Consider the following 15,019-nt stretch of genomic DNA (forward strand, 5'->3'; position numbering starts at 1 on the left):
GCACGTGAGGAGTTGTCAGAACTTGTCGTGTACCAGGGCGTTTACCGCGCGTCCCGGAGACCTACCCTGAAGGTATGGGCGGGCCAGGAGAACCACCTGCGGGGACACCCGAGGGCGCTCCCGGAGGTGAGGACGAGTACCGATCCGTCGTCTTCGACGAGTCGTTCGTACGCGCTGCGCGATTACAGGAGCTCTCCGCGCGCGAGCGGATGGGCGACCACGCGCGCGCCGTCCGCCGCAGGCCCGGCCCGCACCGCAGGCTCTCCCGGCAGGTGGTGATCCTCGTCGTCCTGATCACCGTCGCCTTCGGCACCGCCATCTACATGGGCGTGCGCCACCCGTACGAGACCCCCGTGGCCCGCCGCCCCGAGCCGCTGCGCATGACCGTCATCCCGCTCGCCCCGCAGGGCCGCGTGCCCGGCGCCGAGAAGGCCGCCGACCTGTTCGCGAGGAGCCCGGCCGCGCAGTTCGGCGTCGGCGCCAGCGGCATCGCGCTGCCCGCCGCCCGCCGCACCGCGCACTTCACCGAGGACCAGGTCGTCGCCGCGCTCGCCACCGCCAAGGACTACCTCGTCGAGTCCTCGCTCGACCCGGACGTGCTCAGCGGCCGCTCCGTGCGCTCCCCGCGGGTGCTGCTCGACCCCGCCCAGCTCGACCAGTTCGACCGCAGCTTCAGCCGCCCCGCCGCCGACGGGCGGCACGCGCCCACCGGCTGGCTGGTGCGGTTCGACCCGGCGCGGACCGCGCTCGCCGACCCGGGGGTGCGGGTGAACGGCACGCTGCGCGCCGACGAGACCGACAAGGAGACCCTCGAAGTGGCCTCCGACCACACCTTCGTCTACGCGCTGCGGCCCGCGGGCGCGGACAGCCACGCCCGCGCCTCGCTGTTCACCGTCCGCCGCGAGCTGCACTTCCGCTTCGACCGCGACGACCTGCGCATGCACCAGGCCGAGCTGCTCGTGAGCTACGTCCAGGCCGGGCCGCTGAGCTGCGCCGCCGACAGCACGCGGCTGCTGCGGCCGCTGCTCGCGGGCCAGGCGGCGGGCCCCGGCGGCCCCGCGGGCACCGACCCGTACGCGACGGGCCGGGCGACGGCGCTGTGCGGGTCGCTGGCGGGGGCGGGCAGGGCCGGGACGTAGCGGGCGGGCGGTCGGCGGGGCGTGCCCGACCGGCCGGGGCGTGGCCGACCGCCGGGGGGGCGTGGCCCCGGCCCGGGGCTACTTCTCGCCGGGGCCTTCCGCGGGCCCGGTGCCGCCGGGGCGCTCGGAGGAGCCTCCGCCGCCCTGGCCCGTGAACCGGCCGCGCAGCTTCCCGCCGAGGTCGCCCGCGCCGCCCGCGATGTCCGTGACCAGCTTCATCAGCGGATCCTTGCTGTTGCGCACGGTGTCCGCGTACGACGACGCCGACTGCCGGAACGAGTCGGAGACGGAGGTGTCCTTGTCGTCCTGGCGGCGCGGGTAGTGGCCGTCCATGAGGCGCTGGTAGTCGCGGGTCGCGGCCCACTTCTTCAGCTCGGCGGCGCGCACGGTGGTGAAGGGGTGGGAGCGCGGCAGCACGTTCAGGATCTTCAGGACGGAGTCGCGCAGGTCGCCGCCCGCCTCGTACTCCTCGGCCTGCTCCAGGAAGGCGTCCACGTTCATCTCGTGCAGGTGGTTGCCGCCCGCGATCTTCATCAGGCCGCGCATGGACGCCTGCAGGTCCTGGCCGACGAGCAGGCCCGCGCGGTCGGCGGACAGCTCCGACTTGCGGAACCACTCGCGCAGCGCGGTCACGATCGCCATGATCGCCACATTGCCGAGGGGGATCCACGCCACCTTCAGGGCGAGGTTCGTCAGGAACAGCAGGATCGTGCGGTAGACCGCGTGGCCGGACAGGGCGTGGCCCACCTCGTGGCCGACGACCGCGCGCATCTCCTCCTCGTCGAGCAGTTCGACCAGGCCGGTGGTGACCACGATGATCGGCTCGTCGAGGCCGATGCACATCGCGTTGGGCTTCGGGTCCTGCGTGACGTACATCGGCGGGACCTTCTCCAGGTCCAGGATGTAACAGGCGTCCCGCAGCATGACGTTGAGGTGCGCGAACTGGGCGTCGGACACGCGCACGGAGTCCGAGAGGAACAGCAGCCTGAGGCTGCGCTCGGGCAGCAGTCCGCTGAGCGCCTTGAAGACCGTGTCGAACCCGCTGAGCTTGCGCAGGGCCACCAGGGCCGAGCGGTCCGCCGGGTGCTCGTACGCCCGGGACGAGATGCCGGGGAAGCGCCTGCGCTGCCTGCTCGGCACGCTCTCCTGGCCGGTGCCCGTGCCGTCGCCGCCGCTGCCTGTGCCGTCGTGGCCGCTGCCCGTGCCGTCGTGGCCGGTGTGGCCGTCCTGGCCGTCGTGGTTGCCGTTGGTCATGCCGCATCCCCCATGTCGTGTCCGTCCGTCGCGTCCGCAATCGTGCCCCCGAGACGGGGCCCAGCCTAGGCGGAGATACCGTGACGGGGCAGCGCACAGAAGGAGCCATCCGCCATGGAGTACATCTCTTCCGCCGACGCCCTCACCCTGGCCGCCCACGCGGCCGACAAGCAGGGCCCGGGCAACCTGCTCCGCGTCGTACTGATCGTGATGGTCGTCGGCTGCGTCCTCGTGGGCTGGCTGTTGCTGCGGGGATACCGGAAGTGACGGGCCCGGGGAGCCCCGGCAGGGCGCCGTCGCCGCACCGGCACACCCCGCATACGATGTGCCCAAGTCTTTACCCCGATCCCACACCGGATAGGTCCTGCTGACGATGAGCCTCCACAGCACCGCCGCCCAGCTGGTCACCCTCGCGTCCTCCGAGGGCGGCGAGCACACCGACCAACACGCGAGCCTGAGCCCCTACGTGACCGGCGGCGGCGCCTTCGTCGTCCTGCTCCTGCTGCTGTGGATCACCACGCGCTTCAACCGCGACCGCTGAGCCCCGCGCTCCGGGGCCGTACGGCTGGAATCCGGGTCGCCCGGCGGGGCCGGTAGTGTCTGCACGCATGGGAGAGCAGGACATGCCGACCGGCCCGCAGGGCGGACCTGGCACAGGCCCGGCGAGCGCCGCCAAGCGCCGCCTGGGCGTCATGGGTGGAACGTTCGATCCGATCCACCACGGACACCTGGTGGCGGCCAGTGAGGTCGCCGCCCAGTTCCACCTCGACGAGGTCGTGTTCGTACCGACCGGGCAGCCGTGGCAGAAGAGCCACAAGCTGGTCTCGCCCGCCGAGGACCGCTATCTGATGACGGTCATCGCGACCGCCGAGAACCCGCAGTTCTCGGTCAGCCGCATCGACATCGACCGCGGCGGCCCCACGTACACCACGGACACCCTGCGCGATCTGCGCCGCCTCAACCCCGACACGGACCTGTTCTTCATCACGGGCGCCGACGCGCTCGGTCAGATCCTCACCTGGCGGGACACCGAAGAGCTGTTCTCGCTGGCCCACTTCATCGGCGTCACCCGCCCCGGCCACACCCTGGCCGACCCCGGCCTGCCCGAGGGCGGCGTCTCCCTCGTGGAGGTCCCGGCCCTCGCGATCTCCTCCACGGACTGCCGCTGCCGGGTCGCCAAGGGGGAGCCCGTCTGGTACCTGGTGCCGGACGGCGTGGTGCGTTATATCGACAAGCGCGAGCTGTACCGCGGCGACTGAGCCGAGAGGGGCACCGGTGAACGACCGACAGTACGACCCGTACGGCGGCGAGTACGAGGGTGACGCGGCGGCTCAGTACGAGATCGTCGGGTACGACGAGTACGGGCGGCCGGTCTACCAACTGGTGCCCCGCCAGGCGGCGGCCCCCGCGTACGACACGTACGCCGCGCAGCCCCAGCACCAGCCGCAGCCCCAGCAGGCGTACGGGTACGACCCGTACGCCCAGGGGACGGGGCAGCAGCCCGCCGCGACCGGGTACCCGCAGGCGTACGACGCGTACGCCACCGGAGCTTCATACGACACCGGAACTTCGTACGGCACCGGTACCTCTCACGACACCGGTACCTCTCACGACACCGGTACCTCTCACGACACCGGTACCTCTCACGACGGCGGGACGTCCCACGACGGCGGGACCGCGTACGGCACGGCGGAGCAGACCGGCTGGATTCCGCAGCAGCAGCAACAGGAGCAGCAGCAGGCTCAGGTACCGCAGCAGGCTCAGGGGCAGCAGGCCTACCCCGCGCCGGAGGCGGCGGCGGAGGACGGGCGCGGCGGGCAGGGCGGCGCCGGGGCCCAGGGCACCGACGAGCCCCGCGAGTACCGCACCGAGCAGTTCTCCTTCATCGAGGAGCCCGACGAGGACTCCGAAGACGTCATCGACTGGCTGAAGTTCACGGAGAGCCGTACCGAGCGGCGCGAGGAGGCCAAGCGGCGGGGCCGCTCACGGATCGTCGCGCTGGTCGTCGTACTCGCGCTCGCCCTGGTCGGCGGCGTCGGCTATCTGTGGGCCGCGGGCGACCTGCCCGGCCAGTCGGACGAGAAGTCCGGCGGCGCGGCTGCCGCCGGGCCGCAGAAGCGCGACGTCGTCGTCGTGCACCTGCACAACACCAAGGGCGGCGGCACCTCCACCGTGCTCCTGGTGAACAACACCACCACCAAGCGCGGCTCCGCCGTCCTGCTGCCCAACTCCCTCGCCCTGACCGGCGACGACGGCACCACGACCACGCTCGGCAAGTCCGTCGACGACGACGGCTCGACCGGTACGCGCGAGGAACTGGACACGCTGCTCGGCACCAAGGTCGAGGGCACCTGGCGCCTCGACACCCCCTACCTCAACAACCTCGTCGAACTCGTCGGCAACATCGACATCGACACCAACGCCGACGTGCCCGACCCCAAGGCCAAGCGCAAGGGCGAGGCGCCGCTCGTCAAGAAGGGCGAGCAGCAGACCCTGAGCGGGCCGATGGCCGTCGCCTACGCCACCTACCGCGCGGCGGGCGAGGGCGAGAACGCGCAGCTCGCCCGGTTCGGCCAGGTCATGCAGGGTGTGCTGCGCAAGCTGTCGTCCGACCCGCAGGCCGCCACGGTCACCGTGCAGTCGCTCGCGCAGATCCTCGACCCGTCCCTGAAGGAGAAGGACCTCGGCACCTTCCTCGCCAAGCTCGCCGACCGCGCCAAGGGCGGCGACTACACCACCGCGCTCCTTCCGGTGCGCCAGGACGGCACGCTGACGGACAAGGCGGCCGCCGGTGTGGTCAAGGACGTGCTCGGCGGCGTCGTGAAGAGCCCGGAGCAGGGCGCGTCGGTGCGCGTCGGGGTGCGCAACGCCACCGGCGCCAAGACCGCCACCGAGAACGCCCGCATCGCCCTCGTCAACGGCGGCTACACCTTCGTCGACGGCGGCACCGGCTCCGCGCCCGCCACGTCCTCGCAGGTCACCTACGGTGACGCGGACAAGAAGAAGGAGGCGGCGGAGGTCGCCAAGACCCTGGGCCTGCCCGCGAGCGCCGTCCGCAAGGGCGACCCGGCGTCGAACGCGGACGTGTCCGTGGTGCTCGGCCGGGACTACAAGGGCCGCTGACGCCGCTGAGCCGCCGGGCCCGCTGAGCCGCTGGGCCCGCTGAGCCGCCGGGCCCGGCGGCAGGGCTGTCTAGGTCTTCGCCGGGTCCCGCCGGGGCCGTCGGCAGGGCTGCCTCCAGGGGCCGCGCGGTGGCGTCCGTTCCGCCCGGCTCCCCGGTGATCGAATAATCGTCTGGGGAGCCGTCCGTAGTCCGTGAGACCCTTGACGGGTATTGCCCATCTGAAGGAAAGCTCTCTAGTGACCGCCACGGACCGCTCCACCGAGCTCATCACCGTCGCCGCCCAGGCGGCCGCCGACAAGCTCGCGCACGACATCATCGCGTACGACGTCAGCGACGTGCTGTCGATCACGGACGCCTTCCTGCTCGCCTCGGCGCCGAACGACCGCCAGGTCAAGTCGATCGTCGACGAGATCGAGGAGCGCCTGAACAAGGAGCTCGGCGCCAAGCCGGTGCGCCGCGAGGGCGACCGCGACGCCCGCTGGATCCTCCTCGACTACGTCGACATCGTCGTCCACGTCCAGCACAGCGAGGAGCGCGTCTTCTACGCCCTCGAGCGGCTGTGGAAGGACTGCCCCGAAATCGAGCTGCCCGCCGACGCCAAGGCCACGCGCGGCAAGGCCGCGGAGCACGCCAAGCTCCAGCAGGCCGCCGAGGAGGCCGAGGAGATGCGTCACCTCGGTGGTGAGCTGCGGTGACTGCCCGCGGCTGCCGCATCATCCTGTGGCGGCACGGCCAGACGTCCTGGAACCTGGAGCGCCGCTTCCAGGGCTCCACGGACATCGAGCTGACCGAGGCCGGTGTCGCCCAGGCGCGGCGCGCCGCCCGGCTGCTCGCCTCGCTGAAGCCGGACGCGATCATCGCCTCCGACCTCAAGCGCGCCGCCGCGACAGCCGCCGAGCTCGCCGCCGTCACAGGCCTCGACGTCACGCACGACGAGGGCCTGCGCGAGACGTACGCGGGGGAGTGGCAGGGCCTCACCCACGAGGAGATCATCGACCGCTTCGGCGAGCAGTACGCCGCCTGGAAGCGCGGCGAGCCGGTGCGGCGCGGCGGCGGTGAGCTGGAGACCGAGGTCGCCGACCGGGCCGCTCCCATCGTGCTGCGGCACGCGGAGAAGCTGCCGGAGGACGGCACACTCGTCGTGGCCAGCCACGGCGGCACCATCCGTACGACCATCGGCCGCCTCCTCGGCCTGGAGTCGCACCACTGGGAAAGCCTGGGCGGGCTCTCCAACTGCTGCTGGTCCGTCCTCGGCAAGGGCGCCCGCGGCTGGCGCCTCCTCGAGCACAACGCGGGCACGCTGCCCGAGCCGGTGCTCGGCGACGACGACTAGCCCGCAGGTCACGCCCCTCGTGGCCGGTCCCGACGCGGATTTCGCGTTTGGGCAGGTGGCAGGCTAAAGTTCTTCTTGTTCGCCCCGCAGAGCGGGAAGAACACAAGGGGCTATAGCTCAGTTGGTAGAGCGCTTGCATGGCATGCAAGAGGTCAGGAGTTCGATTCTCCTTAGCTCCACAGTCCCGGTCCCGTCCCCGTCAGGGGGCGGGACTTTTTGTTGTCCGTGGTTTTCCTGTCCAGCGTTTCTCGCGCTCGGCGTTCTTGTGACGGGCGGTCGCGAGCTCGGCGTTCTCGTGCTGGGCGATCGCGAGCTCGGCGTTCTCGCGTCTGGCGATCTCGCGCTCGGTGTTCCGTCGCTCAGCGGCCGGTCTTCGCGTGCCGCAGCTCCCGGAGCCGGGCCGTTCCCCTGCGGGTCTCCTCGTCGTCCGGGGTGTAGGCCACGATCCGGCACTCCGGCATGCCGTTGATGGACAGCGAGACCGACGTCATCCGCAGCTCGCCGACCGCCGCGTGGCGGAACGTCTTCACCCGCGGCCCCGGGGGTATGACGTTCCCGCTCGCCCAGAGCTCCGCGAACTCCGGGCTGGCCAGGGACAGCCCGCGGATGAACTCCTCCCAGGCGGGTTCGCCCACGTGCCGCCCGTACGCGCCGCGCAGCGTGGCCACCATCACCGGCAGCTCCGCGTCCCGGAAGACCAGCGGACAGTCGCACTTGCGGATCACGAAGAGCGTCCACAGGACGTTCGACACGCCTATGGCCTCCGTCTCCGGGACCATGAACAGGTCCCGGTAGGCGGGGTTGGTGGCGAGGATGTCGTACCGCGTGTTGTAGACCACGGCCGGGTGCGGGTCCAGGGCGTCGATGATGCCCTGGATCTCGGGGCCGACCGTCTCGGCCACCGCCTCGTGCCGGACGGCGTACGGCACCTCGGCCAGGTGGTACAGGTGCTCGCGCTCCGCCCGGTCCAGGCGCAGGGTGCGGGCGACGGCGTCCAGGACCTGCGCGGAGGCGTTGATGGGGCGGCCCTGCTCCAGCCATGTGTACCAGGTCACACCGACGCCGGAGAGCTGGGCGACCTCCTCGCGGCGGAGCCCCGGAGTGCGGCGGCGCGGGCCCGGCGGCATGCCCACGTCGGCCGGGGTCACCCGGGCCCTGCGGCCGCGCAGGAAGGCGGCCAGCTCGGGGCGCCGCCGGGTCGCGGAGGTCGCGGCCGTGGGGGTGCGGGCGGCCGTGGAGGCGGCCCCGGCGTCGGCCGTGCGGGGCGCCCGACCAGTGGCCGACCCCCGTGCGGCACCGGCCGGACGCCCTGCACCGTGGACGCCGGGGAGCGCCTGCGGGTTCGACGGGCCCGGCGGGGTGCGCGGGGCCGCGCGGCCGGGAGCGGCTTCACCGGACGTGGGGCCCGGTGTGGAGGCGGGGGCCCGCTGGTCGGACGTGGGGCCCGGTGCGGAGGCCGGGGCCGCTCGGCCGGGCAGGGGGCCTGGAGGCACGGCGCCGGGCGCCGGCGCCGCCGCGCCGGGCGCGGGTCCCGGTGCGGCGCGGCCCGGTGCGGAGCGCGGGCGTGCCCTGCTCGTCGTGTCCATCGTCGTCACGTCCCCCACCGTCACGTCCCCCACCGTCACGTCCCCCACCGTCACGTCCCCCACCGTCACGTCCCCCCATCGTCAACGTCCGGCCCGCCCCGTGCCAGGTGCTGTCAGTACCAGCATCCGCGGGCTCTCACTACCTGTACCGAACCGTCGGCACGCTCATGTGCATGACGACCACAAGACCATCGGCCCCGAGTCCGGTCTCAACTCCCGCATCCAGTAAAGCCCCTGGCACTGACAATCGCCCGGGACGCGTGCTCGCGGCCGTGCTCGCGGCCCAGTTCATGGCGCTGCTCGACGTGTTCATCGTGAACGTCGCGGCGCCCACGATCCGTACCGACCTGCACGCGTCCGGCGCCGGGCTGCAACTCGTGATCGCGGGCTACACCATCACGTACGCCGTCCTGCTGATCACCGGCGCCCGGCTCGGCGAGCTGCTCGGGCACCGGCGCGTCTACCTCACCGGGCTCGCCCTGTTCACCGCCGCGTCGCTGGCCTGCGGCCTGAGCCAGAGCACCGGCCAGCTGATCGCGTTCCGCCTGGTCCAGGGCGCGGGCTCCGCGCTGCTCATTCCGCAGGTCCTGAGCCTCATCCAGCGCACCTTCACCGGGGAAGCCCGGGTGCGGGCCCTCGGCGCCTACTCGGCGGTGCTCGCCACGGGGGCCGCGGCCGGGCAGGTGGTCGGCGGCGTCCTGGTCAGCGCCGATCTGTTCGGCACCGGCTGGCGCCCGGTGTTCCTCGTGAACGTGCCGGTCGGCGTGGTCCTGCTGGCGCTCGCCGCCCGCGTCCTGCCCGCCGACAGCGCCCCGCCGGCCGGGCGCGCCCGCGGCCTCGACCTGCCGGGCCTCGTCCTGCTCGGCGCCACCGTCTCGCTCTTCACCGTGCCCCTGGTCCTCGGCGAGCAGAAGGGCTGGCCGCTGTGGACCTGGCTGTCCCTGGCCGCCTGCGCGGTGTTCTTCGCCCTGTTCTGCGGCTACGAGTCCCGCCTGGCCCGGCGCGGCGGGGCGCCGCTGATCTCGCCGAGGCTGCTGCGCGCCCCGGGCATGGGCGTCGCCGTCCTCCGCCTCGCCGTCATCATGGCGGTCAACGCGGGCTTCCTGTTCGTGCTCACGCTGCACTTGCAGGGTGGGCTCCACTACAGCGCGCTGCGCGCGGGGCTGACGTTCGCCCCGACCGCCATGCTCTTCGGCGCGGTCGGCCTGACCTGGCGGAAGTGGCCCCGGGCCGTCCAACCGGCGCTCGTCCCCTGCGGATTCGCGCTCACCGCGGTGGCGAGCCTCGCCGTGGGGCTGCTGCTGCGCGACGGCCGCGACGTCGGCGGCTGGCTGTACGTGGCGTTCGTCGCCGTGGGCGTCGGGATGTCGCTCGGCTTCAGCCCGGTCCTCACGCGCGCGTTGGCGACGGTCAGGCCCGAGGACGCGGCGGACGCCAGCGGCCTCCTCGCGACCGTCACCCAGCTCGGCCAGGTGACGGGTGTCGCGGTCTTCGGCGCCCTCTTCCTCGGCCGGCTCGAGTCACCGGGGGCTCCGGGAGCGTATGCGTCGGCGGACGCGCTCCTGGTGTGCTTCTACGCGCTCGCCGCGGCGGCTGCCCTCGGGGCCGTGTCCGGACTGGTACGTATGCGTCGCTGACCGGCTCGCCGTGGTCGTGGCAGAATTCGGGGGGCCGGAAGGGGTCTGCACCAGTGCGCCGACGGTGACCCGACGGGAGGGAGAGCGCGATGCCTGCGAGCATCCTCGAGGAGGCCGGCGGCCTCCCCGAAGTGGCGAAGATACGGTCCGGTGACGCCACGCTCCTCAACTGCCCTTCCTGCGGCTCGTCCCACGTCGCCCAAGTCCTCGGTGACAACGGCGGAGTCAGTTACGTGTGCACGGCCTGCGGCCACAGCTGGAGCTGATCGATGGGTGCACACAGGCGTAAGTGCGACTGGTGCGGCAGCGGTACGCCGATCGTCCGCGACATGGAGCCGGTGAACCCGGACTACCAGTACTGGTGCGAGGAGTGCGCGCGGGCGCTGATCATAAAAGGCGACCCCATCGAGACGTACCGGGAACTCGAAGGCGAGCCGATCTACGGCCGTCTGCTCGACGAGCACTGCACGCTCAAACGCTTCTACTCCTTCGCCACCGCCTGAGCGCGGACCCGAAGGGGCCTCTCCAGACACTCCGCGCGCCCGCGGGGCCCGCGCCGCACGGCGGCCGCCGCCGCCGCGAGGAAGCCGAAGGCCGCCAGCGGGTACACCGCCGACAGACCCATCTGGCCGACGCTCTGGCCGAGTTCGGGCCGCCCCGGACGGTGCGGAACCCACCACAGGGCGTACGAGCAGAACACCACGACCAGCCCGCCCGCGGCCACCCCGCGCACCGGCCCGCCCCGGCGCGCGGCCCGCGTCCACAGGAGCAGCGCCATCGGCACCCACCACACCCAGTGGTGCGACCACGACACGGGGCTGACGAGCAGCGCCGTCGCCGCGCAGGCGGCCGCGCCCCAGGCCCGCTCCCCGCGCACCGCGGCGGTCACCGCGACCCCGAGGCCGCCCGCGCACACCAGCACGGCGCCCGCCGTCCACCACGGTCCGGGCTCCCCGGTGTGCAGCAGCCGGGCGAGCACCCCGCGCAGCGACTGGTTAGCCGTCTGCTCCGTGTGTCCGGCCCGGCCCGTCTCGAAGACCACGCGGGTCCAGAAGCGCCGGGAGTCGTCCGGCAGCACCACGGCACCGGCCGCCGTCGTCGTCAGGAACGCCCCGGTGGCCACGCACGCGTGCCGCAGGGCGGGCGGCCACCCGCCCCGCCGTACCGCCTCCACGACACCGACGAGCAGCAGGAACACCGCGAACAGCGCCGGGGTGAGCTTGATCGCCGCGGCCACCCCGATGCCCACTCCCGCCCACCGGTGGTCCGGGCGCCGGGTCAGGTCCCACAGCACCAGGACCGCGAGGAGCAGATTGATCTGCCCGTAGCGCAGTGTCGTCCACACCGGCTCCGACCAGACGGCGATCGCCGACACCCACAGAGCGGTCTCCACGCGCGCGTGCCCGGGCTGCCCCCTTCCGGGCGCGTGCCCCCGCCCGTCGATCAGCCGCAGGCACAGCCGGACGAAGACGACCAGCAGGAGCAGGTTCCCGGCCGTCGCGAGCATCCGTAGGTCCGCGACGTCCGGCACGGTCAGCGGCGTGAAGAGCAGCGCGGCGAACGGCGGGTACGTCATGGGCAGGTGCGCCTCGGTCGCGCGCAGCGCGTACAGGTCGCCGCCCGCACGCGCGGTCGCGCCCTCCGCGCGGTAGACCATCAAGTCGATCATCGAGACGTCGGCAGCGCGCTGAGCCGCCCAGAACGTCACGAAGGAGAGCACGCAGGCCCCGGCGGCGAGCGGTACGCGGCGGCGGGCGGCGACGGACACGATCACGGTCACGACGCGGGACGGTAGCCCCGCCGTGCGTCCGGAACGGAAACGATTTGGTGGTGCGGGGGGTCCACCGTGTAATGTTGGCGGAGCCGCCGGGGAAACCGGGCGGAACACAGCAAGGGGCTATAGCTCAGTTGGTAGAGCGCTTGCATGGCATGCAAGAGGTCAGGAGTTCAATTCTCCTTAGCTCCACAGTGAATGAAGAGCGGGCCACCCGGATCGGGTGGCCCGCTCTCGTGTGTCCTCCTCGTGTCCTACGCCCGTCCGCTGCCCAGGGCGCGGCGTCCGCGCCCGCGCGAGAGCATCGGCAGGGTCCGGGGTGCGCCGGGCGCCGCCGGGTCCTCCTCGACGCGCAGGGCGAGCGCGGGGCAGCGTCGCACGGCGCGCTGGGCGCGGGCTTCCGCGTAGCGCGGCACCGCCGCCTCCGCGACCGACGGGAAGCCGTCGGGGCCCAGCTGGATCAGCTCCGGGACGATGTCGGCGCACAGGCCGTGTCCCTGGCACAGCGTCCAGTCGACGGCGAGCTTGCGGCCGCTGGGCGCCTCGCCCTGCGGCGCGTCGTCCTGGAGGGGCAGCACGCCCTCCACCGGGCGCCCGCAGCCGTCCCCCAGGACGTGTGCCGCCAGGTCGTCGGTGAAGGCCGCGATCGTGGACTCCAGGAAGGCCGCCGAGCCGTCGGGATGCTTGCAGGCGCCGCGCCGCTTCACCGCCCGCGTCACCTCGCGCAGCGCCTCAAGGGCGGTCGGTCCGCCGCCGTCCAGGACGTCCGCGAGGCCGCGCGCGGCAGCGGGCAGGCCCAGGTAGCAGGGTCCGCACTGGCCCGCGCTCTCGGCCGCCAGCCAGTGGGCCACGCGCAGGGACTCGCCGAGCGGGCAGGTGCCGGGGCCGATCGGCAGCACGGCGCCCGCGCCCAGCGCGCCCCCGCAGGCCTCCAGGGCGGCACGGGAGACGACGGCGTCGTGCGCGGTGACCGGGTCCAGCCACTTGCCGTGGTAGCCGCCCGTCAGGACGCCCTGCGGCAGCGGGGGAGCGCCCGCGAGCTGCAGAACGTACCGCAGCGGGACGCCCGTTGGGACCTCCACCACCATGGGGCGCGCGACGGCCCCGGAGACGGTCAGCAGGACGGTGCCGGGCTCGTCGCGCAGCCCTGTGCGGCGGTAGCGGTCCGCGCCGGTCCGGGCGGCGACCGCGAGCTGCGCGAAGGTCTCCGCGTTCGACAGGAGCGTGGGCGCGCCGCCCACCCCGGAGTCCGCGGTGCGGACCTTGCGTCCCGGAGGTAGCGCGGGACCGCCGTCCGCAGAGCGTACGAGCGCGGAGGACTCGCCGGTCACCATGCGCACGGGGTTGCGCTGCACGCGCGCGCGAAGGCGCGAGCCGCGCCGGTCGCTCAGGCCCCGCTCGGCGAGCGCGGCACGCACCGACGCCTCCGTGGAGTCACGGGTCACACCGACGATCAGGGTGCGTGCGCCGAGGGCCTCGGCCGCGAGCAGGGCGCCGTCCAGGATGAGGTGCGGCGCGCGGTTGATCAGGACGGTGTCCTTGCGGCAGGCGGGCTCGTCCTCGCTGCCGTTGACGACGACCACGGGGCGTACGCCGCGGCGGATCGCGGACTCGGCGACGGCCCGCAGCTTCGTGGCGAACGGAAAGCCCGCGCCGCCGCGGCCGCGCAGCCCGATCGCCTCCGCGAGCCCGGCCAGCTGCTCGCCCGCCACGGGCCTGAGCGGTCCGTGCACCTTCAGGTGCATGGCGAGGTCGAGCCGCTCGACCAGATCGAAGCCCGAGGTCAGCAGCGGAAGCCCGACGACGCGGACTTCGGGGACGTCGGGCAGGGACGCGTTCACTTGCTGCCTCCGGCGGGCGCGTTCCAGGGCTCACCGGTGCTGGGTGCCTGGAACGGGCCTAGTAGGGGTTGCGCGGCGGCCCCGTCGCCTTCGCGCGCGGGCTCGTAGGGCGGGTCGTCCGCGGGCGGGTGGTAGACGGGCCGGGACCCGGTGTCGTAGCACCCCTCGGAGTGCGGGCCCGGTCCGTCGGGGCCGAACCGGGTGTCTCCGTAGTCGTGTTGCGTGTCCTGAGGGCCTACGGAGTCGTATCGCACGCCCGGGGATTCGTATCGGCTGTCTACGGAGTCGTACCGGGTGTCTACGGAGTCATACGAAAACGGGGGGCCGGGCGCCTCGGCGGGAGGCGGGGGCGAGGGCGCGGGCCAGCGGGGCGCGACGGTGGGCAGGACCTCGGTGGTCCTGAGGTCCGGTGGGAGGTCGGCCTCGTCCTGGTCGGGGGGTGTGGCGAGCGCGCGGTAGGCGGCGGCGATGCCGGTGACGGGGGCCTGCTCGGCAGGGATGCCGCGGTCCCCGGGGGCCGTGCCGGGGAGCGGGGCGGTCCCGGGGTCCCGGACGGCCGCCCGGGCGCGGCGGCGCGACCGGCCGGGCGCCCCGCGGCCGTCGGGTTCCAGGACGGCGAGGATCCGGGCGGCCGCCTTGCGCTTGACCGGGGGCGGTGCCGCCCGCAGCGCCATGGCTCCGGCCACCGCGACGAGGCACAGGCAGTACAGGGCGACCACCCACGGCTTCGGCGGACGGCCCGCGTACAGGCCGTGGATCAGGGCGGCGCACCAGGCCGGGTAGGCGAGCATGTGCAGGGCCCGCCAGCGCGAGGCGACCTGGACCGGTGAGGCGAAGGCGCTGCGCAGGGCGCCGGTGACGGCGGTGGTGACCATCAGGAGGCCGGCGAGCGACCCCAGGCCGATGAGGCCGTCGCCGCCGGTGAGTCCGAGGCCGAAGGGGATGACCGCGCCCACCAGGGACACGTGGTCGAGCGCGAGTTTGACGGTGCCGTGCAGGAGCAGGAAGCCGACGGCGCCGACCGCGGTGGCCCGGTGCACGGCCTGGGCGAGCAGGCGCTGGCGGGAGCCCAGGAAGAGGCGGTCCGAGGCGACCAGGCCCCAGGCGACGGACGCGGTCAGGGAGACCAGGGACAGGACGCCGGTGGTGTAGTCGAGGGCGGCACGGAAGTCGTCGCCTCCCGCGAACACCAGCAGGGGTATCAGGAGCAGCGCGGCCGTGGTCAGCAGGCCGCGGGCCGCTCTGCCCGGCCCGGCGAACGAGCCGGTGAACGGCCCGGCCGACGAGCGGAGCGAGGGGGAGCCGGATAACACGGGGCTCCGGGGACGCTT

At 73.4% G+C, this 15,019-nt stretch carries 15 protein-coding genes and 2 tRNA genes; 12 read left to right on the plus strand and 5 right to left on the minus strand.

Going from position 1 to position 15,019, the window contains the following annotated elements; translation table 11 throughout:
• The first annotated feature begins 74 nt into the window (after window positions 1–74).
• Window positions 75–1,139, plus strand: a complete 1,065-nt coding sequence (locus AC5WAM_RS26815) for an SCO2583 family membrane protein (RefSeq protein ID WP_495519039.1) — start codon at window positions 75–77, stop codon at window positions 1,137–1,139.
• A 78-nt stretch (window positions 1,140–1,217) separates the two neighbouring features.
• Here the strand turns inward: AC5WAM_RS26815 and AC5WAM_RS26820 are convergent, their stop codons facing one another.
• Window positions 1,218–2,393, minus strand: a complete 1,176-nt coding sequence (locus AC5WAM_RS26820; protein WP_495519040.1) for a M48 family metallopeptidase — start codon at window positions 2,391–2,393, stop codon at window positions 1,218–1,220.
• 114 nt (window positions 2,394–2,507) lie between these two features.
• Here AC5WAM_RS26820 and AC5WAM_RS26825 point away from each other — a divergent pair, with 114 nt between their 5' ends.
• The 7 genes from AC5WAM_RS26825 to AC5WAM_RS26855 all read left to right on the plus strand — a co-directional run bounded on the left by AC5WAM_RS26825 (window position 2,508) and on the right by AC5WAM_RS26855 (window position 7,029).
• Complete coding sequence (locus AC5WAM_RS26825; RefSeq protein ID WP_171075740.1) at window positions 2,508–2,660, plus strand: hypothetical protein; 153 nt, start codon at window positions 2,508–2,510, stop codon at window positions 2,658–2,660.
• Window positions 2,661–2,766: 106 nt separating this feature from the next.
• Complete coding sequence (locus AC5WAM_RS26830; protein WP_366790502.1) at window positions 2,767–2,934, plus strand: hypothetical protein; 168 nt, start codon at window positions 2,767–2,769, stop codon at window positions 2,932–2,934.
• Between the two features lie 67 nt (window positions 2,935–3,001).
• The gene (gene nadD, locus AC5WAM_RS26835; protein ID WP_138959694.1) at window positions 3,002–3,652 is read left to right on the plus strand and encodes a nicotinate-nucleotide adenylyltransferase; all 651 of its coding nucleotides are present in this window, start codon (window positions 3,002–3,004) and stop codon (window positions 3,650–3,652) included.
• Window positions 3,653–3,668: 16 nt separating this feature from the next.
• Window positions 3,669–5,516 carry an LCP family protein gene (locus AC5WAM_RS26840; RefSeq protein WP_495519041.1) on the plus strand — a complete coding sequence of 616 codons (1,848 nt, stop codon included), beginning with the start codon at window positions 3,669–3,671 and terminating at the stop codon, window positions 5,514–5,516.
• Window positions 5,517–5,753: 237 nt separating this feature from the next.
• Complete coding sequence (gene rsfS / locus AC5WAM_RS26845) at window positions 5,754–6,212, plus strand: ribosome silencing factor (protein WP_138959692.1); 459 nt, start codon at window positions 5,754–5,756, stop codon at window positions 6,210–6,212.
• On the plus strand, window positions 6,209–6,850 hold the full coding sequence (locus AC5WAM_RS26850) for a histidine phosphatase family protein (RefSeq protein WP_366790504.1): 642 nt from the start codon (window positions 6,209–6,211) through the stop codon (window positions 6,848–6,850). Before rsfS ends, AC5WAM_RS26850 begins: the two co-directional genes overlap by 4 nt.
• A 106-nt stretch (window positions 6,851–6,956) precedes the next feature.
• Window positions 6,957–7,029 (plus strand) — tRNA-Ala (locus AC5WAM_RS26855).
• 180 nt (window positions 7,030–7,209) lie between these two features.
• Here the strand turns inward: AC5WAM_RS26855 and AC5WAM_RS26860 are convergent.
• Window positions 7,210–8,031: a helix-turn-helix transcriptional regulator gene (locus AC5WAM_RS26860; RefSeq protein ID WP_366790548.1), complete on the minus strand. Its 822-nt coding sequence runs from the start codon at window positions 8,029–8,031 to the stop codon at window positions 7,210–7,212.
• Between the two features lie 677 nt (window positions 8,032–8,708).
• On the opposite strand from AC5WAM_RS26860, the gene AC5WAM_RS26865 reads away from it, so the two are divergent.
• The 3 genes from AC5WAM_RS26865 to AC5WAM_RS26875 all read left to right on the plus strand — a co-directional run bounded on the left by AC5WAM_RS26865 (window position 8,709) and on the right by AC5WAM_RS26875 (window position 10,576).
• Window positions 8,709–10,073 (plus strand): MFS transporter, encoded by a 1,365-nt coding sequence (locus tag AC5WAM_RS26865; RefSeq protein WP_495523658.1) that lies wholly within the window; start codon window positions 8,709–8,711, stop codon window positions 10,071–10,073.
• 89 nt (window positions 10,074–10,162) lie between these two features.
• Window positions 10,163–10,339: a hypothetical protein gene (locus tag AC5WAM_RS26870; RefSeq protein ID WP_171075738.1), complete on the plus strand. Its 177-nt coding sequence runs from the start codon at window positions 10,163–10,165 to the stop codon at window positions 10,337–10,339.
• Window positions 10,340–10,342: 3 nt separating this feature from the next.
• On the plus strand, window positions 10,343–10,576 hold the full coding sequence (locus AC5WAM_RS26875; protein ID WP_016643127.1) for a hypothetical protein: 234 nt from the start codon (window positions 10,343–10,345) through the stop codon (window positions 10,574–10,576).
• Here the strand turns inward: AC5WAM_RS26875 and AC5WAM_RS26880 are convergent.
• A complete protein-coding gene (locus AC5WAM_RS26880) occupies window positions 10,555–11,853 on the minus strand; it encodes a glycosyltransferase 87 family protein (RefSeq protein ID WP_495519042.1) in 1,299 nt (432 codons plus the stop codon). The two genes, AC5WAM_RS26875 and AC5WAM_RS26880, sit on opposite strands and share 22 nt — an antisense overlap.
• 113 nt (window positions 11,854–11,966) lie before the next feature.
• On the opposite strand from AC5WAM_RS26880, the gene AC5WAM_RS26885 reads away from it, so the two are divergent.
• Window positions 11,967–12,039: transfer RNA gene (locus AC5WAM_RS26885), tRNA-Ala, on the plus strand.
• Window positions 12,040–12,101: 62 nt separating this feature from the next.
• On the opposite strand, the gene AC5WAM_RS26890 is transcribed toward AC5WAM_RS26885, so the two are convergent.
• Both AC5WAM_RS26890 and AC5WAM_RS26895 read right to left on the minus strand, forming a co-directional pair.
• Entirely contained in the window at window positions 12,102–13,688 is a 1,587-nt protein-coding gene (locus tag AC5WAM_RS26890) for a ferredoxin (RefSeq protein ID WP_366790508.1), read from the minus strand.
• On the minus strand, window positions 13,685–15,001 hold the full coding sequence (locus AC5WAM_RS26895; RefSeq protein ID WP_495519043.1) for a ferric reductase-like transmembrane domain-containing protein: 1,317 nt from the start codon (window positions 14,999–15,001) through the stop codon (window positions 13,685–13,687). The genes AC5WAM_RS26890 and AC5WAM_RS26895 overlap by 4 nt, the downstream gene beginning before the upstream one ends.
• Between the last annotated feature and the right edge of the window lie 18 nt (window positions 15,002–15,019).

The sequence above is a fragment of the Streptomyces sp. JLYT201 genome (assembly GCF_059448825.1).